This window comes from Nocardioides sp. P5_E3 (assembly GCF_054049275.1).
On record NZ_JBFUMR010000003.1, the window covers coordinates 60,770 to 82,549 of the forward strand.

The following is a 21,780-nucleotide window of genomic DNA, read 5'->3' on the forward strand; positions in this document are numbered from 1 at the left end:
CCTCAGCGGGCGAGCAGCACCATCACCTCGTAGTGGGTGGTGTGCGGGAACATGTCGAGGACCCGCGCCACGACGGGCCGGAGCGACGGCATCAGCGCGAGGTCACGCGCCAACGACTCGGCGTTGCACGAGGAGTACACGACGTGACGCACGCCTGACGTCTCGAGCCAGCCGGCGAGGTCGGGGCCGATGCCGCGACGGGGCGGGTTGACCACGACGAGGTCCGGGACGGCGTCCGAGGCGAGGGCGTACGCCGTCGCGTCGGCCGCGACGAACTCCGCCGCCACCCCGAGCTCGGCCGACGTGGCGCTGGCGGCCGCGATCGCGTCGGCGGAGACCTCGACGCCCAGCACCTCGCGGCCCGGCCCGGCGAGGTGTAACGCGAAGCCGCCCACGCCGCAGTAGAGATCCCACACGGTGCGGACGTCGGGCAGGTCGCTCACCCAGGCGCGGGCCTGGTCGTAGAGGGCCTCCGCGACCGCCGTGTTGGTCTGGAAGAACGACCGCGGGCCCAGACGCAGCGTCACCCCGGTGGCCAGCCGCATCGGCAGCGTCTCGGTGTCGGTCAGCACGATCTCGCGCTCGCCCTCGAGCACCGCCTTGTGCTCGGGCTGGACGTTGATCGTCACCACCCGCAGCGCCGGCACCCTCTCGAGCAGCGCAGGCAGGCGGGAGCGGACGCGCGCCTCGAGGGCCGTCGACCTCAGCACGAGACGGAGCATCAGCTCGCCGTCGGGCGACTCGGTGAGCAGGACGTGCTTGAGCTCGCCGCGCCTCGTCGCGACGTCGTACGGCACCAGGCCGGCGTCGCGGATCCAGCCGGACGTGTGGTCGAGGGCCGCCCGCAGGCCGTCGGAGTGCAGGCCGCAGTCGTGCAGGTCGACCCCTGCGAGGTCGCGGTCGAGGATCCCCAGCGTCGGCGCGTCGACGCTGCCGCCGACCGCCATCTTGGCCTTGTTGCGGAACCGGGTGTCCGCGCCGGCGACCGTCGACAGCCACACCGGCGAGTCGACCAGCGTGTGCGCGTGCGCCTCCTTGTCGGAGAGCTGGCGCCCGCGCGGTGTCCCGAGCAGGGTGCAGGAGCGGCAGCGGAAGGCGTCGTAGTGGTGGCAGCGCGGCACGCCGTCGACGACGCTGAGGCTGGGCGCAGGCGCCGGGTCAGCCACCGATGCGGGAGCCCATCCACTCCTCGACGTCGGCCGAGGTGCGGGGGAGCGAGGCCGAGAGGTTCCGGTTGCCGTCGGCGGTGACCAGGATGTCGTCCTCGATGCGGATGCCGATGCCGCGAAGCTCCTCGGGGACGAGCAGGTCGTCCTCCTGGAAGTAGAGCCCCGGTTCGACGGTGAGCACCATGCCCTCGGCGAGGTCGCCCTTGGGGTAGATGTCGACCGACGAGCGACCGCAGTCGTGGACGTCCATCCCGAGCATGTGCGAGGTGCCGTGGAGGGTCCAGCGCGCGTAGACCTTGGACTCCGGGTCGAGGGCCTCCTCCGCGGAGACCGGCAGCAGCTGCATGTCCTCGAGGCCGTGGGCGAGGACCTTCATCGCGGCGTTGTGCGCGGCGAGGAACGGGGCGCCGGGGCGTACGGCGTCGATTCCGGCCTGCTGCGCCTGCTGCACGAGGTCGTAGAGCTCGCGCTGGAGCGGCGTGAAGCGGCCGTCGACGGGGAGCGTGCGGGTGACGTCGGCGGTGTAGAGGTTGTGGCCCTCCACACCCATGTCGAGCAGCACGAGCTTGCCGGGCTCGATGGCGCCGGTGTTGTCGATCCAGTGCAGTGTCGTGGCGTGCGAGCCGCCGGCGCAGATGGAGTCGTAGCCGATGTCGTTGCCCATCGCGCGGGCACGCCGGAAGAAGGTGCCCTCGATCCACCGCTCGCCGAACTCACGGACGCGCTCCCACTCGCGGACCGAGTCCTCGAAGCCGAGGGTGGTGATGTCGCAGGCCTCCTGGAGCTCACGGACCTCCCACTCGTCCTTGATGAGGCGCAGCTCGTCGGCGACGCGGGCGAGGTCCTCGTCGGTGGAGAGGTCGCGGGTCTTGCGGTCGTCGTCGAACGACGGCAGGTCCTTGACGTGGCGGACCTCGATGCCGAGGGAGTCGGAGATCTCCTGCGCCGACGGGCGGCGCCCGGCCCACAGCTCGCCGTACTGCCGGTCGCGGAAGAACTCGTCGGTGTCGCGCTCGGAGCGGGGGCGGGCGTAGAGCACCGACTCGCCGTCCTCGACGACCAGGACCGCGTCGGAGGTCTGGTTGCCGGAGAAGTAGGTGTGGGCGGTGTCGGGCCGGAAGCGGTAGTCGGTGTCGTTCGCGCGCACCTTGTAGGTGCCTGCCGGCAGCACCAGCCGGTCGTCGGGGAAGGCCTCGGCGAGCTTCGCGCGGCGCGCGGCTGCCCAGTCGGCCACCGGGTGCCGCGGCATGTCGAGCGTGCGATCGCCCCAGCCCTCGCGCATGAAGGCGGCGTAGGCAGCCGGGACGGCCGGGTCGTGCGACTCGGTCTTGGGCTGCTCACCGTCGGCGGCGGGGGTCTGGACGGTCTCGGCGGGGTTCTCGGCAGTCGGCTCGCTCACGCGGTCACTGTACGCCGCAACGCAGGCGTGCCCGGACCCCATCGGCCGTCCCCCGTAGGGGTGCGGCAAGGCGGGTCGGAGGGGGCTGCTCCGTTAGGGTCGGACCCATGAAACGAGGCCGCCGCGACAGTGTCGCGTTCACCGTCGTGGTGGCCGCACTGGTGCTCCTCGGGGCCGTCGTCATGGCGGTGGTCGTCGCGCTGTCCGGTGCCCCCGGGTCGCTGGCGCTGGCGGCGCTGCTCGCGGCGGTCCCGGTCGGTCCACTCGTCGGCTGCTTCATGTGGCTCGACCGCTACGAGCCCGAGCCCCGCAACCTGCTCGTCGCCGGCCTGCTCTGGGGAGCGTTCGCTGCCACCGGCGCGGCTATCGTGTTCCAGGGCCTCGGCCTCGCCGGCGGTGCGACCGAGCGCGACGTGCTGAGCGTCGTCGCTCCCGTCACCGAGGAGGTCACCAAGGGGGCCTTCCTCTTCCTGCTCCTGTGGTGGCGCCGGCACGAGCTCGACGGTGTGCTCGACGGCATCGTCTACGCCGGCATGGTCGGCGTCGGGTTCGCCTACACGGAGAACATCCTCTACCTCGCGGCCGCCTACGACGGCACCGACGGACTCGGCCCCGGCGGCACCACGGCACTGACTTCGACCTTCATCGTGCGGTGCCTGATCAGTCCGTTCGCCCACCCGTTCTTCACCGCGTTCGTGGGCATCGGGGTGGGCCTCGCGATCGCCTCGCGCCGGACCTCGGTACGACTTCTCGCGCCCGTGGTCGGCCTGGCGCTGGCCGCCCTCCTCCACGGCGTGTGGAACTCCTCCACGGTCTCCGGCACCAGCGACTTCCTCGTCGTCTACGGCACGCTGATGTTCCCGGTGTTCCTCGGCGTCGTCGCCTTCGCGGTCTACCGGCGCCGGTCCGAGCGCCCGCTGCTCGCCCAGGCCCTGCAGGACGCCGCGGACCGTGGGCTGCTGCCCGCCACCGACATCCCGTGGCTCGTCGACCTGCGCGCCCGCAGGCACGCCCGCCGCTGGGCGCGCCACCAGGGCGGCCCGCTCGCCGAGCGAGCCATGCGGGAGTACCAGGCCGCCGCCATCGAGCTCGGCTACCTCCACCACCGCTACCTGCGCGGCACGGCACCCTCCGACTTCTCCCTGCGCGGGCAGGAGCACGTCGAGGAGCTCGGTCGGATCCGCCCCTACATCTCCTTCCCCGGACAGGTGGTCCCCACGCGATGACCCACGACGACGACGGGACCCACGACCAGGCCCCCGAGCAGGCTCCTGACCAGGCCCCCGAGCAGGCTCCTGACCAGGCCGCCGAGCAGGTCCCCGAGCAGCGGCGTACCCCCGACGCCTCGACGGCGATGGTGACCGCGCTGGTGCGCCTGCGCGGCGCCCTGCAGGAGGCACGGCTGCCGCTCGAGCTCCCCGGGGCCGACGAGCAGCGCGGCGCCCGCGCCGAGATGGTCGACCAGCTCGAGGACTACGTGATCCCGCGCCTGATGACCCTCGACGCACCGCTGCTCGCGGTCGTCGGCGGCTCGACAGGCGCGGGCAAGTCGACGCTGGTCAACTCCCTGGTCGGCACCCGCGTCACCACCCCCGGGGTGCTGCGCCCCACGACCCGGTCGCCGGTGCTCGTCCACCACCCCGACGACGCGAAGTGGTTCGGCCAGGACCGCCTGCTGCCCGAGCTCGAGCGGGTCGACCGCCAGACCAACGACCCCGCCGCGCTGCAGCTCGTGCCGTCGCCTGCCATGGCGCCCGGCCTCGCCGTCCTCGACGCCCCCGACATCGACTCGGTCGAGGAGCAGAACCGCGTGCTGGCGGCCCAGCTGCTCGCGGCCGCCGACCTGTGGCTCTTCGTCACCTCGGCCGCGCGCTACGCCGACCAGGTGCCGTGGGACTTCCTCCGCAAGGCCGCGGACCGCTCGGCCGCGGTCGCCATCGTCCTCGACCGCACCCCGCCCGAGGCGGTGGACACCATCACCACGCACCTCGCCCGGATGCTGGCCAGCCGAGGCCTCAAGGACTCCCCGCTCTTCGTCGTCGAGGAGGGCGAGGTCTCCGAGCTGGGGCTGCTGCCCGCGTCGTCGGTGATGGAGATCCGGCAGTGGCTCCGCGCGCTGGCCGACGACGAGGAGGCACGCCAGTCGGTGGTGCAGCAGACCCTCGACGGCGCGATCCGCACGCTCGCTCGTCGTACGCACTCGGTGGCCGACGCCGCCACCGAGCAGGTCGACGCCGTACGCCGCCTGCGCGAGGACGCCAACGAGGCCTACGACCGGGCCGTGACGGCGGTCGGCGAGGCGTCGGCCGACGGCACCCTGCTGCGCGGCGAGGTCCTGGCGCGCTGGCAGGAGTTCGTCGGCACCGGCGAGCTGCTCCGATCGCTGGAGACCCGCGTCGGCTGGATCCGGGACCGCGTCGTCAACGCCGTCAAGGGCAAGCCGCAGCAGGCCGAGCGGGTCACCGTGGCGGTCGAGTCGGGTCTGGAGACGCTGATCCTCGAGCACGCCGAGGCCGCCGCCGAGCGCGCCGAGGCCTCCTGGCGCAGCACGGCCGCCGGACAGATCCTGCTGCGCGACGCCGGCGAGGACCTCGGCCGGGCGTCCCGCGACTTCCGCCGCCGCGCCGAGCGCGCGGTCCGCGACTGGCAGTCCGACGTGCTCGACATGGTCCGCACCGAGGGCGCCGAGAAGCGCTCGACGGCGCGCTTCCTCGCCTTCGGCGTCAACGGCCTGTCCGTGGCCCTGATGGTCGTGGTGTTCGCCCACACCGCGGGTGTCACCGGTGCCGAGGCCGGCATCGCCGGCGGCTCCGCGATCCTCGGGCAGAAGCTGCTCGAGGCGGTCTTCGGCGACCAGGCCGTGCGCTCGCTGGCCGAGCGCGCCCGCCGCCAGCTCGAGGCGTCCATGCGCGACCTCCTCGACGCCGAGCGCCGCCGCTACACCGACCTGCTCGACACGATGGAGGTCTCGCCCGAGACCCCCGAGCGGATGCGCGCCGCCGCCCGCAAGGTCGACGACCTGCGCTTCGCGTCCGCACGCCGCGCCCCCGAGGCGGCCAAGTCCCCGGCGCCGGAGCCCGCCCGGGTGTCGGAGCCTGAGGACCACGCCCCCTAGGGTTGGGGGCGCACAGCAGCACCACTCGGACGGTGAGGAATTCATGACGTCGTTGCTCGAAGGGGCCAAGAAGCTGGTCACCCGGAGCTCTGACACCGGCGCGCGCGTCGAGGGACTCGAGCGCGCCGCCGAGGCGGCGCGCGGTCGCGTCGACGACGCCGTGGTCGACGACGCCACCGCCGTGGCCGCCCGCGCCTCGAGCCGGCTCAAGCTGTCCGCCGAGCACACCGTGGTCGCGCTGGGTGGTGCCACCGGCTCCGGCAAGTCCTCCACCTTCAACGCGCTGAGCGGCCTCGAGCTGGCCGCGGTCGGCGTACGCCGTCCCACGACCTCGTGGGCCACCGCCGTCGTGTGGGGCAAGCAGGGCGCCGAGGAGCTGCTGGAGTGGCTCGGCATCCCCGCCCGCCACCAGGTCACCCGCGACTCGATGCTGTCGAAGGCCGACGAGGACGTCGAGATGCGCGGCGTCGTGCTGCTCGACCTCCCCGACCACGACTCCACCGAGGTGTCCCACCACCTCGAGGTCGAGCGGCTCGTCCAGCTCGCCGACATGATGGTGTGGGTCCTCGACCCGCAGAAGTACGCCGACGCGGCCATCCACGACCGGTTCCTTAAGCCCCTCGCCGGGCACAAGGACGTGATGCTGGTCGTGCTCAACCACATCGACACCGTGCCCGAGGACCGTCGCGCCGGCATGGTCGACGACGTACGCCGCCTGCTCGAGGCCGACGGCCTGGGCGGGGTCCCGGTGCTGCCGGTCAGTGCCCGCCAGGGCTGGGGCGTCCAGGAGCTGCGCGCGTTGATCGCCAAGCGCGTGGCGGAGAAGAAGGTCACCCGGGCCCGGCTCGAGGCCGACGTGCGCTCGGCGGCCCAGCGCCTGGAGGCGGCGACCGGCACCGGCAAGGTGCCCACCCTGTCCAAGGAGCGCGTCGCCGCGCTCGACGACGCCTTCGCCGACGCGGCCGGTGTGCCGACGGTGGTCAAGGCCGTCGCCGACTCGACCCGGCTGCGCGCCAACCGCGCGACCGGCTGGCCCGTCACGGCGTGGTTCTCCCGTCTCAAGCCCGACCCGCTCAAGCGTCTCCACCTCGACCTCGGCGCTGCCGGCAAGGAGCTGACCGGTGCCGCGCGCACGTCCGTGCCGCAGGCGACCGGCGTGCAGCGCGCCCGCGTCGACACCGAGGTGCGCGCACTGGCCGACCAGGTGGGGGAGGGCATGGCGCCGTCGTGGGCGAGCTCGGTCCGCGCGGCCTCGGTGTCCCGGCTGCCCGACCTCAACGACCGGCTCGACCGCGCCGTCTCCGCGACCGACCTCGGTGCGACGAAGATCCCCGCGTGGGCCGGCCTCGTGCGCGTCCTGCAGTACGTCCTCATCATCGCCGCGCTCGTCGGTGCCGGCTGGCTCGCGCTCCTCGCCCTCGGCTCCTACGCCCGGTTGCCCGAGCCGCCGACGCCCGAGGTCGGCGCCTTCCCCGTCCCGACCCTGCTGCTGCTCGGCGGGATCGCCCTCGGCCTGCTCCTGGCCCTGGTCTGCCGCTGGCTGGTCGCGCTGACCGCCCGGTCGCGGGCGCGTGCGGCCGACAAGCGCCTGCGCGACGCGATCTCCGAGGTCTCCGAGGAAATGGTCGTGAAGCCGATCGAGGCCGAGCTCGCCTCCTACGCCACGGTCCGCGAGGGACTCGCCACCGCCCTGCGCTGAGCCGGTCGAAGTGCCGGTCGATGAGCCGGTCGCTGGCCACCAGCCGTCCACAGGCGCCGCGGTCCGCGCGTCGTCCACAGGACCTCACCTCGCCGGACCGGTCGTGTCGGTCCTCGCCCTGAGCCTTGGAGGCAGCGCGGCAGGCCCGCTGCCGCGGACACCAGGAGGCACCTCGATGAACGACACCCAGATCACCCTGGCCGGCTGGATCGGCGGCGAGGTCACGCTGCGCGAGCTGACCGACGGACGAGCCGTCGTCACCTTCCGGATGGCCTGCACCCCGACGCGATACCTCGACGGCGAGTGGGTGAAGGGCACGACCTCGTGGCACACCGTCAAGGCGTGGAACCGCCTCGGTCGCCACGTCGCGTCCTCGCTCGCCAGCGGCGACCCCGTCGTCGTGCACGGTCGGCTCGTGGCCGACGTCTGGGAGCGCGACGGCAAGCCGCAGACGTCCTTCGAGGTCGTCGCCACGGCGGTGGGCCACGACCTCTCGCACGGCACCACCGTGCTCACCCGGCCCAGCGCCCCGGCGGAGCCCGCGAGCCCGTCGGTGAGCACCCCCGTCGCTGCACCGGTGGTCGACGACGCGGGCGTGGCGGAGCAGCCGGCCCGGGCGGCGTGAGCCGTCCCGTCGGGGTCGACGGGTGCGATTGTCGGCGCAGGGGCGCTTCCCCGTAGGCTCGCCCGCATGGCTGAGTACGTCTTCACACTGCGCAATGTGCGCAAGGCCCACGGTGACAAGGTCGTCCTCGACAACGTCACCCTCTCGTTCCTCCACGGCGCCAAGATCGGCGTCGTCGGACCCAACGGCACGGGCAAGTCCTCGCTGCTCAAGATCATGGCGCAGCTCGACCACGCCAACAACGGCGACGCGATCCTCGACCCCGACGCGACCGTCGGGATGCTGCAGCAGGAGCCGCCGCTGAGCGAGGGCAAGACCGTCCTGGAGAACGTCGAGGAGGCCGTCGGCGAGATCAAGGGCAAGATGAAGCGCCTCGAAGAGGCCTACATGGAGATGGGCGAGCCCGACGCCGACCAGGACGCGCTCATGGCCGAGACCGGCGACCTGCAGACCGAGCTCGACAACGCGAACGCGTGGGACATCGACAGCCGCCTCGACCAGGCCATGGACGCGCTGCGCTGCCCGCCGCCGGACGTCCTCGTCGACAACCTCTCCGGTGGTGAGCGCCGCCGCGTCGCGCTCTGCAAGCTGCTGCTCCAGCAGCCCGACCTGCTGCTCCTCGACGAGCCCACCAACCACCTCGACGCCGAGTCCGTCCAGTGGCTCGAGGGCCACCTCGCGTCCTACCCGGGCGCCGTCCTGGCCGTGACCCACGACCGCTACTTCCTCGACAACGTCGCGCAGTGGATCCTCGAGCTCGACCGCGGCAAGGCGCACCCCTACGAGGGCAACTACACGACGTACCTCGAGACCAAGAAGGACCGCCTCAAGATCGAGGGCCAGAAGGACGCCAAGCGCGCCAAGGTCCTCGAGCGCGAGCTCGAGTGGGTGCGCTCCAACGCCAAGGCCCGCCAGACCAAGAGCAAGTCCCGTCTCGCGCGCTACGAGGAGATGGCGGCCGAGGCCGACCGGATGCGCAAGATCGACACCTCCGAGATCAACATCCCCGCCGGTCCGCGCCTCGGCGACATCGTGCTGGAGGCCGAGAAGCTCGGCAAGGGCTTCGAGGGCCGCACGCTCATGCACGACGTCTCCTTCAAGCTGCCCCGCGCCGGCATCGTCGGCGTCATCGGCCCCAACGGCGTCGGCAAGACCACGCTCTTCCGGATGATCACCGGCCAGGAGGAGCCCGACGAGGGCACCCTGAAGGTCGGCCAGACCGTCAAGATCTCCTACGTCGACCAGAGCCGCGGCGGCATCGACCCCAACAAGAACGTCTGGGAGGTCGTGTCCGACGGGCTCGACTTCATCAAGGTCGCCAACTTCGAGATGAACAGCCGCGCCTACGTCGCGTCGTTCGGCTTCAAGGGCCCCGACCAGCAGAAGAAGGCCGGCGTGCTGTCCGGTGGTGAGCGCAACCGCCTCAACCTCGCGCTGACGCTCAAGATGGGCGGCAACATGCTGCTCCTCGACGAGCCCACCAACGACCTCGACGTCGAGACCCTGTCCTCGCTCGAGGACGCGCTGCTCGACTTCCCCGGCTGCGCCGTGGTCACCTCGCACGACCGGTGGTTCCTCGACCGCGTGGCGACCCATATCCTCGCGTGGGAGGGCGACGCCGAGGACCCGGCCAACTGGTTCTGGTTCGAGGGCAACTACGCGGCCTACGAGGAGAACAAGATCGAGCGTCTCGGCATCGAGGCCGCGCGCCCGCACCGGGTCACGCACCGCCGTCTCACCCGCGACTGATGTGACGAGCAGCCGCCCGCGAGGAACGAGCGGGAGGCGTGGGCTCGGCCAGGTCGAGTGGCCCCGCGACCGAGGAACGAGGTCGCGCAAGGGCCGTATCGAGACCCCGGTTTCGTGACGGTCGCTGCGCGACCTCCTCAACCAGCGGTGCTGCGGAGCTCCGACTCCGGGTGCCGGTTGACTAGGTGGTCGGACACCCGGTCGAAGACCCGGCCCACGGCGGCGAAGTCCTCGGCCGGCACGAGGTCGAGGATGTTGCGTCGTACGCTCTCGACGTGGCACGGCGCCGCGCGCACGAGCAGGTCGTAGCCCTGCTCGGTCATGGTCGCCACCACGCCGCGCCCGTCCTCGGGCGTGGTGCCGCGGGTGACGTAGCCGACCGCCTCCATGCGCGCGACGGTGTGGGTCACCCGGCTGCGCGAGTGCGCCATCGCGTCGGCGAGCTGGGCCATCCGCATCGCCCGGCCAGGTCGCTCGGACAGCCGGACGAGCACCTCGTACTCGGTCAGCGACATGCTGAACTCACGCCGCAGGTCGTCGTCGAGACGTTCCTCGAGGAGCGTCATCCCCATCATCAGGGCACGCCAGGAGTGTTGCTGGTCGTCGTCGAGCCATCGCGGCTCCCCCGTCCCTGTCATGGGGCCAGCGTAGTGCGAGTCGGGGCCAGAACGGCTCAGGAGATCCGCTCGAGGATCATCGCCATGCCCTGGCCGCCACCGACGCACATGGTGATCAGGCCGGTGGACTTGTCGTGCCAGTCGAGGCTGTTGAGCATCGTGTTCTGCAGGCGGGCCCCGGTCATGCCGAAGGGGTGGCCCACGGCGATGGCGCCGCCGTTGACGTTGAGCCGGTCGAGGTCGATGCCGAGGTCCTGGTAGGACGGCACGACCTGGGCGGCGAAGGCCTCGTTGATCTCGACGAGGTCGATGTCGCCGATGCTCATCCCGGCGTACTTCAGCGCGTTCCTGGTGGCCTCGACCGGGCCGAGGCCCATGATCTCGGGGGAGAGGCCCGAGACGCCGGTGGACACGATCCGCGCCAGCGGGGTGAGGCCGAGCTCGGCCGCCTTGGTGTCGGACATGACGACGACGGCGGCCGCGCCGTCGTTCAGCGCGCAGCAGTTGCCGGCCGTGACGACGCCGTCGGGGCGGAACACCGGGTCGAGGCCGGCGATGGCGTCGTACGTCACCCCGGCGCGCGGGCCGTCGTCCTTGCTGACGACCGTGCCGTCGGGCGTCGTGACCGGCGTGATCTCGCGCTCCCAGAAGCCGTCGGCGATCGCCTTCTCGGCAAGGTTCTGCGAGCGGACGGCGAACTCGTCGAGCTCCTTGCGGTCGAGCCCGCGGAGCCGCGCGACGTTCTCGGCGGTCTGGCCCATCGCGACGTAGATGTCGGGCAGCTGGCCGTCCTCGCGCGGGTCGTGCCAGTCCTGGCCGCCCTTCGCGAGCTCCGCGGTGCGCGCGCCGGCGTCGGCGAAGAGCGGGTTGCGGGTGTCGGGGATGTGGTCTGAGGTGCCCTTCGCGAAGCGGGAGACCGTCTCGACGCCGGCGGAGACGAAGATGTCGCCCTCGCCGGCCTTGATCGCGTGGAACGCCATCCGCGTCGTCTGCACCGACGACGAGCAGTAGCGGGTGACCGTCGCGCCGGGGACCTCGAGGCCGAGGAGGGTGGTCACCACGCGCGCCATGTTGTTGCCCGACTCCCCGCCCGGCAGCCCGCAGCCGAGCAGCAGGTCCTCGATCGTGGTGGGGTCGAGGCCGGGGATCTTGTCCAGCGCGGCCTGCACGGCGAGGACGGTGAGGTCGTCGGGACGGAAGTCCTTGAGCGAGCCCTTGTTGGCGCGGCCGATGGGGGTGCGCGCTGCGGAAACGATCACTGCCTCGGGCATGGAGAACTCCGGTTACTGGGCGGTTGCACGGTCTCTCCGCACCCTAGTGCGGCACCGGGTTCAGGTCTCCGCAGGGTGGGGTCCGAGCCCCGACAGCAGCTGCTCGACGCTCGCGCTGACGAAGGCACGACGCCGCCGCTGGGGGAGCAGGAGCGACGCGAGCAGGACGCCGTCCAGCGCCGCGACGAGCGTCTCGGCCGAGGCGCCCCCGTCCTCGTCCGCCGCCTCCATCACGCCGCGCACGGTGCGGACCAGGTCGTCGCGCCACTGCGTGAAGCGCTCGGCGAGGGCCGCGTCGCGGGTGGCCGCGACCGTCAGCTCGAGCCGGGCGGCCAGCAGGTCGGGCTCGCCGAGCCATCGCGAGAAGAGCCGGGAGACCTCCGCGACGGCGCGCTCGTGGTCGCCGGGGCACGACGCGAGCCGTGTGCCCAGCGCGGCCACGTCGGCGGCCAGCCGGTCCGCGACGACGTCCCCCAGGGCGAGGAGCAGGGCGTCGCGGGTGCGGAAGTAGGCCGACGAGCTCCCCTCGGACAGCCCCGCCTCGCGGTCGACCGCGCGGTGGGTGAGCCCGCGGTTGCCCTGCTGCGCCAGCACCGTCGTCGCTGCCGCCAGGATCTGCCGGCGACGCGGCGACAGCTCCTCGCGCGCTGGGCTCACGGTGTCCTCCTCGGGCGCCGACCGGAGTCGGGATCGGCGGTGACGCAGGACACTACCGGCCCGACTTGCGATCCTCGCGGTGCGGCGTATTCTTCTACATACGTAGAAGTTCTACACCTGTAGAAAGGAACCGAACATGCAGCTCATCGACCCCACCGCCGCCATCGCCCTCCTGGTCCTCGTCGGCATCGCCGCCCTGGCCGCCGTCGCGCTGACTGCGGTCGCCGTCCCCGCCACGCTCCGCGAGACCCGCAGCGACCGCAAGGCCCGCCACGAGTCCATCCCCACCTACTACGGCCGCCTGCACTTCGCCGCCTGAGCGCCGGGAGGACGGGTAGCCGCTCCCGGCCACTGACTGACACCGCCACGCCCCGAACGTCCGCGTCTGCGACGATCGGGGCGTGCGGCACCTCTATCGCTGTCCCCTCCGGTGGGCCGACCTCGACCTGCTCGGCCACGTCAACAACGTCACCTACGTCGACTACCTCCAGGAGGCGCGGGTGGACATGTTCCGCACCCACGCCCCCGACAGCCGTGCCGAGGACCTGGCCGAGGGCGTCGTGGTGGTCCGGCACGAGGTGACCTACGTGTCCTCGCTGACCTTCGGCTTCGAACCGGTCTCGATCGAGTGCTGGGTCACCGAGATCCGCGCCGCGAGCTTCACGATGGCCTACGAGGTCTTCGAGGAGGACGAGGCGGGGGAGCGCACCGTGTTCCTCCGGGCGCGTACGGTGCTCACCCCGTACGTCTTCGCCACCGAGCGGCCGCGCCGGCTCCACGCCGAGGAGCGTGAGTCGCTCGGCCGCCTGCTCGAGCCGGACGAGCCGGTGCGACCGCCTGCCGCGCCGCAGGTCGTCGACGTGCCGGGCGGGCACTACCCGGTGCACGTCCGCTTCAGCGACGTGGACGTCTACGGCCACGTCAACAACGTGAAGTACTTCGAGTACTTCCAGGAGGCGCGCATCCAGCTCATGGTCGCCAGCGGGCGCGAGCTCGGCCAGGGCTACCACCTCGTCGTCGCGCAGACCGACGTCGACTACCGGCGCCCGATCCTCTTCCGCGCCGAGCCCTACGACTGCTCGACCTGGGTCTCGCACATCGGCAGCACGTCGGTCGTGTTCGAGTCCGTCGTCCGCGACGGCGACGACGTGCTGGCCCGCGCGAAGGTGGTCGGCGTGTGCATCGACAGCGCGACCGGACGACCGGCGCCGGTGCCCGCGGAGTTCCGCGACATGGTCGGTGCCGTCACTCCATCGAGTTGACCATGAACTGGGCCGCGTGCGTCACGTAGTCCCAGAACCTCGCGTCCTGCTCCTCGGTGAGCCCGGCCTCGTCGAGCCCGGCCCGGAAGTGCACCAGCCAACGCTGCGCGGCATCGGGCGTCACGCTGAACGGGGCGTGGCGCATCCGCAGCCGCGGGTGGCCCCGCGTGTCGCCGTACGTCGTCGGGCCGCCCCAGTACTGCATCAGGAACAGCGTGAACCGCTCCTCGGCAGGTCCGAGGTCCTCCTCGGGGTACATCGGGCGCAGCAGCTCGTCGTCGGCCACGCCGGCGTAGAAGCGGTGCACGATCGTGCGGATCGTCTGCTCGCCGCCGATCTCCTCGTAGAAGGTGGTCGTCACGCCACCATCCTCCCGTGCCGCCCCAGCGGGCTCAGGCCGGGGTCTCTCCGGTGGGGGCGACCTCGGCCTCGGTCTGCGCCGGACCCCGGGCGGGGGGCTGCTCCTCCTCGTCGGTGAGCGAGGGGTGGGGGCGCTCCTGCTCCCGGATCCACAGCACGCGCTGGGCGAACGGGACCTCGATGCCCTCGAGGTCGAAGCGCGCCTTGATCCGCTGCCGCATCTCGCGGGCGACCGCCCACTGCTCGAGGGGAGCGGTCTTGAGGGCGACGCGCACGAGCACGCCGTCAGGGCCGAGCTCCTGCACGCCCCACACGGAGGGCTCCTCGATGACGCGGCCCTTGAAGTCCTCGTCGTCCCAGAGGTCGTGCGCGACGTCGGCGAGCACCCGCTGCACGTGGGCGAGGTCCTCGGCATAGGTGACGCCCACGTCGAGGACCGTGCGGGCCCAGTTCTGGCTCATGTTGCCGACGCGGAGGATCTCGCCGTTGCGGACGTACCAGACGGTGCCGTTGACGTCGCGCAGCCGCGTGACGCGCAGGCTGACGGCCTCGACCGTGCCAGCGGCCTCACCGAGGTCGACCTCGTCGCCGACGCCGTACTGGTCCTCGAAGATCATGAAGATGCCGGAGAGGAAGTCCTTGACCAGCGCCTGCGAGCCGAAGCCGATGGCCACGCCGATGATCCCGGCGCTGGCGATGAGGGGCGCGATGTCGTAGCCGAGCTCGGCGATGAACATGAGCGTGACGACGGTGAGCACCACGCCGGTGACGATGCTCTTCAGCAGCGACCCCATCGTGGCCGCGCGCTGGACCCGTCGCGTGTAGCCGGGGTCCTCGCTCAGGTTGAGGGCTGCTCCCATCCGGCCGCCCGAGATGGCACGGCTGACGCGGTTGGGCAGCATCCCGTGCTCGGCCCTCCGGACGATGCGGTCGATGAGCCGGTGGAGGAGCCACCGGACCACGAGTCCGATCAGGATCAGTCCCAGGAGGGCGGACGGCTTTCCGACGACCCAGTCGGCGGCCGTCGCGAGCGTGGAGTCGCCCGTCTGCTCGTACGTCAGGTTGCAGAGGTCCTCGCCGGCGTCGCAGGGGTTGGTCTCGCTCCCGGAGGCCTCGGTCATGGCAATGAACGGGGTGGTGAGGGGGTGAGGCATGCCCGCCAGTATGGGCGATACCCTGTTGCCCGTGACCACGCACGTCAGGCCCTCCAGCTCGCCCCGCAGCACGCACGTCCGCCGGACGGGCCGCGTCTCGGCCCTGGCCGCCGGCGCCGTCCTCGTCCTGCTCTCCGCGCCGGCCCACGCCGACGTGCCGGAGGGCTGGGGCGGCCAGACCCAGCCCTTCGAGCTCGACCCGCTGCACGCCCTCGGGCTGTACCTGGGGCTCCCTCTGCTGCTGTTCGCGCTGATCGCGGTCGCGGTCTACCTGCCCTCGATGGTCCGCGGCGAGAAGCTGCTGCCGGACTACTCGGCCGGCGAGCCGCAGTGGATCGGCGGACCCCGCCAGGGCGTCGCCGAGCTCCCGGCGCCCGACGGCCAGGACTCCCGGGCGGGTGGCGCAAGTGGCCGCTGGTGACGCGCTGACCGAGTCCGACCGGCTGGCCCTCGACAAGACGATCCGTCTCGCCGAGCAGACCTGCCGCTTCGAGTTCTCGGTCTACGTCGGCCCCGTCGAGGGCGACGACACCCGTGCCTGGGCCACCCGCCTCCACAACCGCCTCGTGGTGCCGGCCCGGAGCGTGCTGGTGCTCGCCGACCCGCGCCGCCGCGTCATCGAGGTCGTCACGGGCGGCGAGGTGCGCCGCCACCTGACCGACGCCGAGGTCGAGCTGGCCGTCCTGGAGATGGCGTCGGAGTTCGCCGCCGGCAACATGCTGGTCGGCCTCCAGCGTGGCATCGCGATGCTCGCCGAGCACGCGCGGCCGCAGACGACCCTCCACGCCTGACGGCTCAGCGCCCGTCGCCGCGCTCCAGGCCGAGGGTGGCGAGCAGGTCCTCGTGGAGCTGGATCCAGACGAGGTGGCACGAGTCCGTGGCCACGCCGTCCACCCACTGGTGCTGGCCGGCGACGACGCGCGTCATCGCCGCGTCGTACCTCGCCGCGTAGCCCGCGAAGCGCGGAAGGGCGCGCACGAGGTCGTCCTCCAGCGCACCCAGTCGACGCCCCACCGACCGGAGTGACGCGATCACCCGGTCGTCCCAGCGGAAGTCGGTGTGGTCGTTGGCGACGAAGGAGCTGCCGCCGACCGGTCGCAGCTGCCACCGGGTGACCGCGGCCTGGAAGCGGTCGTTGAGCGGCACGAAGCGCTCGTGCACCTCCGTCACCGTCCCGCGAGCCCCGGAGGCGGCCAGCTCGTCGGCGAGGAGGCGTTCGTCCTCCGCCCGACCCAGGTCGGTGAGCGACCAACCGGCGGTGCCCGCGAACTCGCTCCTCCGCACCCAGCCGTCGGCCCGGAAGTCCTCGAGGAGGTCCGCGGTGCCGTCGCGGTCGAGCCCGTAGCGCGCCGCGACGCGGTCCGTGTCCGCGAACCCCAGCAGTCGTACGGCGTGGAGGGTCAACGCGGCGGCTGGCGACGCTGGGTCCGGCACGTGGGCAGCCTCCCGGTGAGATGCGGGGAGGCCTGAGGTCACACCGTGACCTCAGGCCTCCACCTTGCTGAGCGCGAGGATCAGCGCGCGTCGTGCTGCTGGGCGGCCAGCGCCCGGGCGATCTCGGCACGCGCCTCGCCGACGTAGCGCTGCGCCTGCTTGGGCGCCGAGCTGTCCGCGAGCCACTCGTCGAGCCGGCCGAGGGTGGCCTCCGACCCGAGCGGCTTGGGGAAGCCGTACTCGAGGATCGTCGAGGCCTTGTGGAAGCCCAGCGTGTCGACAAGCGTCTCCGACGCGGCGAGGAACTTCTCGAGGTAGGGCGCGAGCACGTCCTCCTGGCCGAAGCGGAAGATCGAGAACGCGATCTCCCGCGACGTCTCGTTGGGCGTCGACGGGTCGAGGAGCGCGTCCCACGCGGCGGCCTTGGCCTCCGCCGTCGGCTGCGCGGCGCGGGCCGCGGCGGCCTGCTCCTTGCCCGAGATGGTCTTGTCGACCTCGAGCTCGGCGTCGATCTCCGCGTCGCCGAAGCGACCCTGCTTGGCGAGCGCCGTGATCAGCGCCCAGCGCATGTCCTGGTCGATGGCCAGTCCGTCGACCTCGAACGACCCGTCGAGCAGGCCGATGAGGTCGCCGACCGCGGCGTCGCTGTGGGCGGCGCCGGCGTACGACCGGGCGAAGGTGAGCTGGTGGTCGCTGCCGGGCTCGGCGGCGAGCAGCAGCTCGCGCAGACCGGTCTCCCACGTCGCCTTGAGCTCGGGACGGTGCGCGGGGTCGGAGTAGAAGTTGATCGCCAGCGCGGTGGACGCCGGGATCCGGGTCACCGCCCACGCGTCGGTCTCCTGCCCGATGTTGGCCAGGACCAGGTCGGCCCAGTCGCGGGTGCGCATCTCGCCGTCGCGGGTCATGTCCCACGCGGCACCCCACACGAGGGCACGCGGGAGCGAGTCCTCGAAGGTGGACAGCGACGCGATCGCGGTCGCCAGCGACCGCTCGTCGAGGCGGATCTTGGCGTAGGCGTGGTCCTCGTCGTTGAGCAGCAGCAGCGCCGGCTGCTTCACCCCGACGAGCTCCGGAACTTCGGTGCTCGCGCCCTCGACGTCGATCTCGACGTAGTCGCGACGCACCAGGCGGCCGTCGCCATCACCCTCGGACACAGTGTCGTAGAGGCCGATGCCGAGCCGGTGCCGGCGCAGCGTCGGCCAGTCCTCGTGGGCCGTCTGGCTCACCGCGAACGCCGTGTAGGCGCCGTCGGCGTCGAGCTCGAAGGACGGGGCGAGCGTGTTGACGCCCGCGGTCTGCAGCCACTCCTGGGCCCAGCCCTGCAGCTCACGACCCGAGGACTTCTCCAGGGTGGCGAGCAGGTCCTTGAACTCCGGGTTGCCGTACTCCCACTCCTTGAAGTAGCTGCGCAGGCCCTCCAGGAAGGGGTCGATGCCGACCCATGCGACGAGCTGCTTGAGCACCGAGGCGCCCTTGGCGTAGGTGATCATGTCGAAGTTGACCTCGACCGCGTGCAGGTCGACGTTGTCGGCCGCGATCGGGTGCGTCGAGGGCAGTTGGTCGGCGCGGTAGCCGGTCTGCTTGCGGGCGTTGGCGAAGCCGGTCCACGCGTCGTCGAACTCGGTGGCGTTGGCCTCGCACCAGTAGCAGGCCCACTCGGCGAACGACTCGTTGAGCCAGAGGTCGTCCCACCACTTCATGGTGACGAGGTCGCCGAACCACATGTGGGCCATCTCGTGGGTGATGACCGAGGCGCGGAACTCGAAGAACGAGCGCGGCTGGCGGCTGCGGGGGAGGTACTCGTCGCGCAGGGTCACGCAGCCGGCGTTCTCCATCGCCCCGGCGTTGTACTCGGGGACGTAGAGCTGGTCGTACTTCCCGAACGGGTAGGGGTAGTCGAACTGCTCCTCGAACCACTCGAAGCTCTGCTTGGTGAGCTTGACCAGCTCCGCCGTGTCCATGTGCTCCTTGAGCGACTGGCGGCAGTAGTGGCCGAGCGGGATGGTGCCGAACTTGCCCTCGTAGGTGTCGAACTCGCCGTGGTACTCACCGGCCACGATCGCGGTGATGTAGGTCGACATCCGCTTGGTGGTGGGGAAGCGCCAGGTCGACGCGCCGCCCTGCCCGTCCTGGGCGGACTCGGGCTCGGGCGTCGCGGCGTTGGAGACCACGACCCAGTGCGACGGGGCGGTGACGTTGAAGGTGAAGACGGCCTTCAGGTCGGGCTGCTCGAAGGTGGTGAAGACGCGGCGGGCGTCGGGCACCTCGAACTGGCTGTAGAGGTAGACCTTGTCGTCGGCCGGGTCGACGAAGCGGTGCAGGCCCTCACCGGTGTTGGAGTAGGCGCAGTCCGCGGTCACGACGAGCGTGTTGGTCTCCTCGAGGCCGTCGAGCGCGATGCGGCTGTCGGCGTACGCCGTGGCGGGGTCGAGGCTGCGCCCGTTGAGGGTGATCTCGCGGACGGTGGGGGCGACCAGGTCGGCGAAGGTGCCGGCCCCGGGCTCGCGGCAGGTGAACTCGAGCGTGGTGGTGGAGACGAAGGTGGCCGCCTCGGGCTGGGTGGCTGACGTCAGGTCCAGGTCGACGGTGTACGCCGTGACGTCCAGGAGGGCGGCGCGGGTGGCGGCCTCGTCCCGGGTGAGGTTGGTTCCAGGCATGTCGGCATCCTGCCACCGGGGTGTGGTGGCGCACGCATCGGTGGGGAATAGGTGGCCGGGGCGAGGAATTGTTGTGGACATGGCTACCGCTGACCTCTGGTTCGACCCGCTCTGCCCGTTCGCCTGGATCACCTCGCGCTGGATCCGCGAGGTCGAGCAGGTCCGTGACATCGACGTGCAGTGGCACGTGATGTCGCTGGCCTACCTCAACAAGGACAAGGACATCCCCGACGGCTACCGCGAGATGCTGCAGGGCACCGAGAAGCCCGTCCGCGTCGCGATCAAGATCGCCGAGGACCACGACAACAAGACCCTCGGTGACTGGTACACCGCCATCGGCACCCGGCGCCACAACAACGGCGAGGAGCTCTCGAAGGAGACCGTCGCCGCGTCGCTCGCCGACGTCGGCCTCCCGGCCGACCTGATCGAGGCCTGGGACGACGCGTCGCTCGACGACGCCGTCGCCAAGAGCCACCACGAGGGCATGGACCCCGTCGGTGACGACGTCGGCACCCCGACCATCCACATCAACGGGTCCGCGTTCTTCGGCCCCGTCCTCTCCAAGATCCCGCGCGGCGAGGAGGCCGGTGAGCTGTGGGACGGCGCGGTCGCCGTCGCGAAGTTCCCCTACTTCTACGAGCTGAAGCGCTCGCGCACCGGCGACCTCGACTTCAGCTGACCCACCCGGTCGCCCGACCTGATCACGGACGCCACCCGGGGAAACCGGGTGGCGTCCGGTCACTAGGCTTGCGCCCATGACCCGTGTCCTGTCTGCCGTCGCCTGGCCGTACACCAACGGCCCGCGCCACATCGGCCACGTCGCCGGTTTCGGCGTGCCCTCCGACGTCTTCAGCCGGTTCATGCGGATGGCGGGCCACGACGTCCTCATGGTCAGCGGCACCGACGAGCACGGCACCCCGATCCTGGTGCTGGCCGACAACGAGGGCCTGCCCGCCCGCGAGCTGGTCGACAAGTACAACCAGGTGATCGTCGACGACCTCTGCGGACTCGGGCTGTCGTACGACCTCTTCACCCGCACCACCACCGGCAACCACTACGCCGTGGTGCAGGAGATGTTCGAGACCTGCCGCCGCAACGGCTACATGGTCGAGGAGACGACGAAGACCGCGATCAGCCCCTCGACCGGGCGCACCCTTCCGGACCGCTACATCGAGGGCACCTGCCCCATCTGCGGCTACAAGGAGGCGCGCGGCGACCAGTGCGACAACTGCGGCAACCAGCTCGACCCGACCGACCTCATCGACCCGCGGTCGAAGATCAACGGCGAGACCCCTGAGTTCAAGGACACCCAGCACTGGTTCCTCGACCTGCCCGCGCTCGCCGAGGCGCTGGGGGAGTGGCTCGACCAGCGCGAGGCCACCGGCCTGTGGCGGCCCAACGTCATCAAGTTCAGCCAGAACATCCTCAAGGAGATCCGGCCGCGGGCGATGACCCGCGACATCGACTGGGGGATCCCGGTGCCGGGGTGGGAGGACCAGCCGACCAAGCGGCTCTACGTCTGGTTCGACGCCGTCATCGGCTACCTCTCGGCCTCCATCGAGTGGGCCCGTCGTCTGGGCGAGCCGGACAAGTGGCGCGAGTGGTGGAACCCGGCGCCTGATGGAGGGCAGGAGGCGGAGTCCTACTACTTCATGGGCAAGGACAACATCGTCTTCCACTCCCAGATCTGGCCGGCCGAGCTGCTGGCCTACAACGGTGCGGGCGACAAGGGCGGCGAGCCCGGCCCCTTCGGCACGCTCAACCTGCCGACAGAGGTGGTCTCCAGCGAGTTCCTGACGTTCGGCGACTCGCAGTTCTCCACCAGCCGGGGCAACGTCATCTACGTGGGTGACTTCCTCGCCCGCTACAGCCCCGACGCGCTGCGCTACTACATCTGCGCCGCTGGCCCGGAGACCTCCGACGCCGCCTTCACGTGGGCCGACTTCGTCACCCGCAACAACTCCGAGCTCGTCGCCGGCTGGGGCAACCTGGTCAACCGCACCGCCACGATGATCGCCAAGAACTTCGGCGAGATCCCCGCAGCCGGCCCGCTCGAGGAGGTCGACGAGCAGGTGCTCGTGACGGTCCGTGACGGCTTCACGTCGGTCGGCGARCTGGTCGAGAAGCACCGGCTCCGGGCCGCGATCGCCGAGGCGATGCGGGTCGTCGGCGAGGTGAACAAGTACCTCACGGTCACCGAGCCCTACAAGATGAAGGACGACGCGCAGCGCGAGCGCCTCGGCACGGTCCTCCACGTTGCCGCCCAGTGCGTGAGCGACTGCAACACGCTGCTGTCGCCGTTCCTGCCCCACGCGGCCAACAAGGTGCACACGGTCCTCGGCGGCGAGGGCGAGTTCATGCCGATGCCGCGCATCGAGCAGGTCGACGAGCTCGAGCCCGACAACGGCGCCGGGCACACGTCGTACTCCGTCATCACCGGCGAGTACACCTCGACGCCCGCGTGGGAGTCGCGGCCGGTCGTGGTCGGCGCGAAGGTCGACAAGCCGACGCCGGTCTTCACCAAGCTCGACCCGTCGGTCGTCGAGGAGGAGCTGGCCCGCGCGGCCTCCCTCTGAGCTATCCCGTCCCTGACCGATCCCCAGGAGGTCGTC

General features: G+C 71.5%; 20 protein-coding genes. 11 read left to right on the forward strand and 9 right to left on the reverse strand.

Annotated elements, in window-relative coordinates:
• Positions 1-2: 2 nt before the first annotated feature.
• A complete protein-coding gene (gene rlmC, locus ACXJKB_RS02275; RefSeq protein WP_457185014.1) occupies positions 3-1,166 on the reverse strand; it encodes a 23S rRNA (uracil(747)-C(5))-methyltransferase RlmC in 1,164 nt (387 codons plus the stop codon).
• Positions 1,159-2,568 carry an aminopeptidase P family protein gene (locus ACXJKB_RS02280; RefSeq protein WP_457185016.1) on the reverse strand — a complete coding sequence of 470 codons (1,410 nt, stop codon included), beginning with the start codon at positions 2,566-2,568 and terminating at the stop codon, positions 1,159-1,161. Before ACXJKB_RS02280 ends, rlmC begins: the two co-directional genes overlap by 8 nt.
• A gap of 107 nt (positions 2,569-2,675) precedes the next feature.
• Between ACXJKB_RS02280 and ACXJKB_RS02285 the strand changes: the two genes are divergently transcribed.
• From ACXJKB_RS02285 to ettA, 5 genes are all read left to right on the forward strand, one after another.
• Positions 2,676-3,794, forward strand: coding sequence for a PrsW family intramembrane metalloprotease (locus ACXJKB_RS02285; protein WP_457185018.1), 1,119 nt, complete (start codon positions 2,676-2,678; stop codon positions 3,792-3,794).
• Complete coding sequence (locus ACXJKB_RS02290; RefSeq protein ID WP_457185020.1) at positions 3,791-5,683, forward strand: dynamin family protein; 1,893 nt, start codon at positions 3,791-3,793, stop codon at positions 5,681-5,683. Before ACXJKB_RS02285 ends, ACXJKB_RS02290 begins: the two co-directional genes overlap by 4 nt.
• 43 nt (positions 5,684-5,726) lie before the next feature.
• Complete coding sequence (locus ACXJKB_RS02295) at positions 5,727-7,382, forward strand: YfjP family GTPase (RefSeq protein ID WP_457185022.1); 1,656 nt, start codon at positions 5,727-5,729, stop codon at positions 7,380-7,382.
• Between the two features lie 175 nt (positions 7,383-7,557).
• Positions 7,558-8,007: a single-stranded DNA-binding protein gene (locus tag ACXJKB_RS02300; RefSeq protein WP_457185024.1), complete on the forward strand. Its 450-nt coding sequence runs from the start codon at positions 7,558-7,560 to the stop codon at positions 8,005-8,007.
• A gap of 66 nt (positions 8,008-8,073) precedes the next feature.
• Positions 8,074-9,756, forward strand: a complete 1,683-nt coding sequence (gene ettA, locus ACXJKB_RS02305) for an energy-dependent translational throttle protein EttA (protein WP_300046161.1) — start codon at positions 8,074-8,076, stop codon at positions 9,754-9,756.
• Positions 9,757-9,893: 137 nt separating this feature from the next.
• Here ettA and ACXJKB_RS02310 read toward each other — a convergent pair whose 3' ends face one another.
• From ACXJKB_RS02310 to ACXJKB_RS02320, 3 genes are read right to left on the reverse strand one after another with little or no spacing between them, the layout of a single operon-like run.
• A complete protein-coding gene (locus tag ACXJKB_RS02310) occupies positions 9,894-10,394 on the reverse strand; it encodes a MarR family winged helix-turn-helix transcriptional regulator (protein WP_457185026.1) in 501 nt (166 codons plus the stop codon).
• A 35-nt stretch (positions 10,395-10,429) separates the two neighbouring features.
• A complete protein-coding gene (locus ACXJKB_RS02315) occupies positions 10,430-11,644 on the reverse strand; it encodes an acetyl-CoA C-acetyltransferase (RefSeq protein WP_457185028.1) in 1,215 nt (404 codons plus the stop codon).
• Between the two features lie 60 nt (positions 11,645-11,704).
• Positions 11,705-12,301: a TetR/AcrR family transcriptional regulator gene (locus ACXJKB_RS02320; RefSeq protein ID WP_457185031.1), complete on the reverse strand. Its 597-nt coding sequence runs from the start codon at positions 12,299-12,301 to the stop codon at positions 11,705-11,707.
• 136 nt (positions 12,302-12,437) lie between these two features.
• On the opposite strand from ACXJKB_RS02320, the gene ACXJKB_RS02325 reads away from it, so the two are divergent.
• Positions 12,438-12,620: a hypothetical protein gene (locus ACXJKB_RS02325; RefSeq protein ID WP_457185033.1), complete on the forward strand. Its 183-nt coding sequence runs from the start codon at positions 12,438-12,440 to the stop codon at positions 12,618-12,620.
• 82 nt (positions 12,621-12,702) lie between these two features.
• A complete protein-coding gene (locus ACXJKB_RS02330; RefSeq protein WP_457185035.1) occupies positions 12,703-13,563 on the forward strand; it encodes an acyl-CoA thioesterase in 861 nt (286 codons plus the stop codon).
• On the opposite strand, the gene ACXJKB_RS02335 is transcribed toward ACXJKB_RS02330, so the two are convergent.
• Together ACXJKB_RS02335 and ACXJKB_RS02340 are read right to left on the reverse strand one after the other, a co-directional pair.
• Positions 13,547-13,924 carry a globin gene (locus ACXJKB_RS02335; protein ID WP_300046150.1) on the reverse strand — a complete coding sequence of 126 codons (378 nt, stop codon included), beginning with the start codon at positions 13,922-13,924 and terminating at the stop codon, positions 13,547-13,549. The genes ACXJKB_RS02330 and ACXJKB_RS02335 overlap by 17 nt on opposite strands.
• Before the next feature lie 31 nt (positions 13,925-13,955).
• Complete coding sequence (locus tag ACXJKB_RS02340; protein WP_457185038.1) at positions 13,956-15,077, reverse strand: mechanosensitive ion channel family protein; 1,122 nt, start codon at positions 15,075-15,077, stop codon at positions 13,956-13,958.
• A gap of 31 nt (positions 15,078-15,108) precedes the next feature.
• Between ACXJKB_RS02340 and ACXJKB_RS02345 the strand changes: the two genes are divergently transcribed.
• Positions 15,109-15,498: a hypothetical protein gene (locus ACXJKB_RS02345; RefSeq protein WP_457185040.1), complete on the forward strand. Its 390-nt coding sequence runs from the start codon at positions 15,109-15,111 to the stop codon at positions 15,496-15,498.
• Entirely contained in the window at positions 15,485-15,868 is a 384-nt protein-coding gene (locus tag ACXJKB_RS02350; RefSeq protein ID WP_457185041.1) for a DUF5130 family protein, read from the forward strand. The genes ACXJKB_RS02345 and ACXJKB_RS02350 overlap by 14 nt, the downstream gene beginning before the upstream one ends.
• A 4-nt stretch (positions 15,869-15,872) precedes the next feature.
• Here ACXJKB_RS02350 and ACXJKB_RS02355 read toward each other — a convergent pair whose 3' ends face one another.
• Positions 15,873-16,511: a transcriptional regulator gene (locus ACXJKB_RS02355; protein WP_457185043.1), complete on the reverse strand. Its 639-nt coding sequence runs from the start codon at positions 16,509-16,511 to the stop codon at positions 15,873-15,875.
• Positions 16,512-16,591: 80 nt separating this feature from the next.
• On the reverse strand, positions 16,592-19,168 hold the full coding sequence (gene pepN, locus ACXJKB_RS02360; protein WP_457185045.1) for an aminopeptidase N: 2,577 nt from the start codon (positions 19,166-19,168) through the stop codon (positions 16,592-16,594).
• A gap of 79 nt (positions 19,169-19,247) precedes the next feature.
• On the opposite strand from pepN, the gene ACXJKB_RS02365 reads away from it, so the two are divergent.
• Complete coding sequence (locus tag ACXJKB_RS02365; RefSeq protein ID WP_300046143.1) at positions 19,248-19,847, forward strand: mycothiol-dependent nitroreductase Rv2466c family protein; 600 nt, start codon at positions 19,248-19,250, stop codon at positions 19,845-19,847.
• A gap of 76 nt (positions 19,848-19,923) precedes the next feature.
• Complete coding sequence (metG, locus tag ACXJKB_RS02370; RefSeq protein WP_457185047.1) at positions 19,924-21,744, forward strand: methionine--tRNA ligase; 1,821 nt, start codon at positions 19,924-19,926, stop codon at positions 21,742-21,744.
• The last annotated feature ends 36 nt before the right edge of the window (positions 21,745-21,780 follow it).

Excerpts from the sequence above, each read along its gene's own strand:
- ACXJKB_RS02315 (WP_457185028.1), bottom strand. The coding sequence starts at position 11,644 with ATGCCCGAGGCAGTGATCGTTTCCGCAGCGCGCACCCCCATCGGCCGC.
- ACXJKB_RS02340 (WP_457185038.1), bottom strand. The coding sequence starts at position 15,077 with ATGCCTCACCCCCTCACCACCCCGTTCATTGCCATGACCGAGGCCTCC.
- ACXJKB_RS02325 (WP_457185033.1), top strand. The coding sequence starts at position 12,438 with ATGCAGCTCATCGACCCCACCGCCGCCATCGCCCTCCTGGTCCTCGTC.
- ACXJKB_RS02295 (WP_457185022.1), top strand. The coding sequence starts at position 5,727 with ATGACGTCGTTGCTCGAAGGGGCCAAGAAGCTGGTCACCCGGAGCTCT.
- ettA (WP_300046161.1), top strand. The coding sequence starts at position 8,074 with ATGGCTGAGTACGTCTTCACACTGCGCAATGTGCGCAAGGCCCACGGT.
- pepN (WP_457185045.1), bottom strand. The coding sequence starts at position 19,168 with ATGCCTGGAACCAACCTCACCCGGGACGAGGCCGCCACCCGCGCCGCC.
- ACXJKB_RS02365 (WP_300046143.1), top strand. The coding sequence starts at position 19,248 with ATGGCTACCGCTGACCTCTGGTTCGACCCGCTCTGCCCGTTCGCCTGG.
- ACXJKB_RS02285 (WP_457185018.1), top strand. The coding sequence starts at position 2,676 with ATGAAACGAGGCCGCCGCGACAGTGTCGCGTTCACCGTCGTGGTGGCC.
- ACXJKB_RS02300 (WP_457185024.1), top strand. The coding sequence starts at position 7,558 with ATGAACGACACCCAGATCACCCTGGCCGGCTGGATCGGCGGCGAGGTC.
- ACXJKB_RS02290 (WP_457185020.1), top strand. The coding sequence starts at position 3,791 with ATGACCCACGACGACGACGGGACCCACGACCAGGCCCCCGAGCAGGCT.
- ACXJKB_RS02310 (WP_457185026.1), bottom strand. The coding sequence starts at position 10,394 with ATGACAGGGACGGGGGAGCCGCGATGGCTCGACGACGACCAGCAACAC.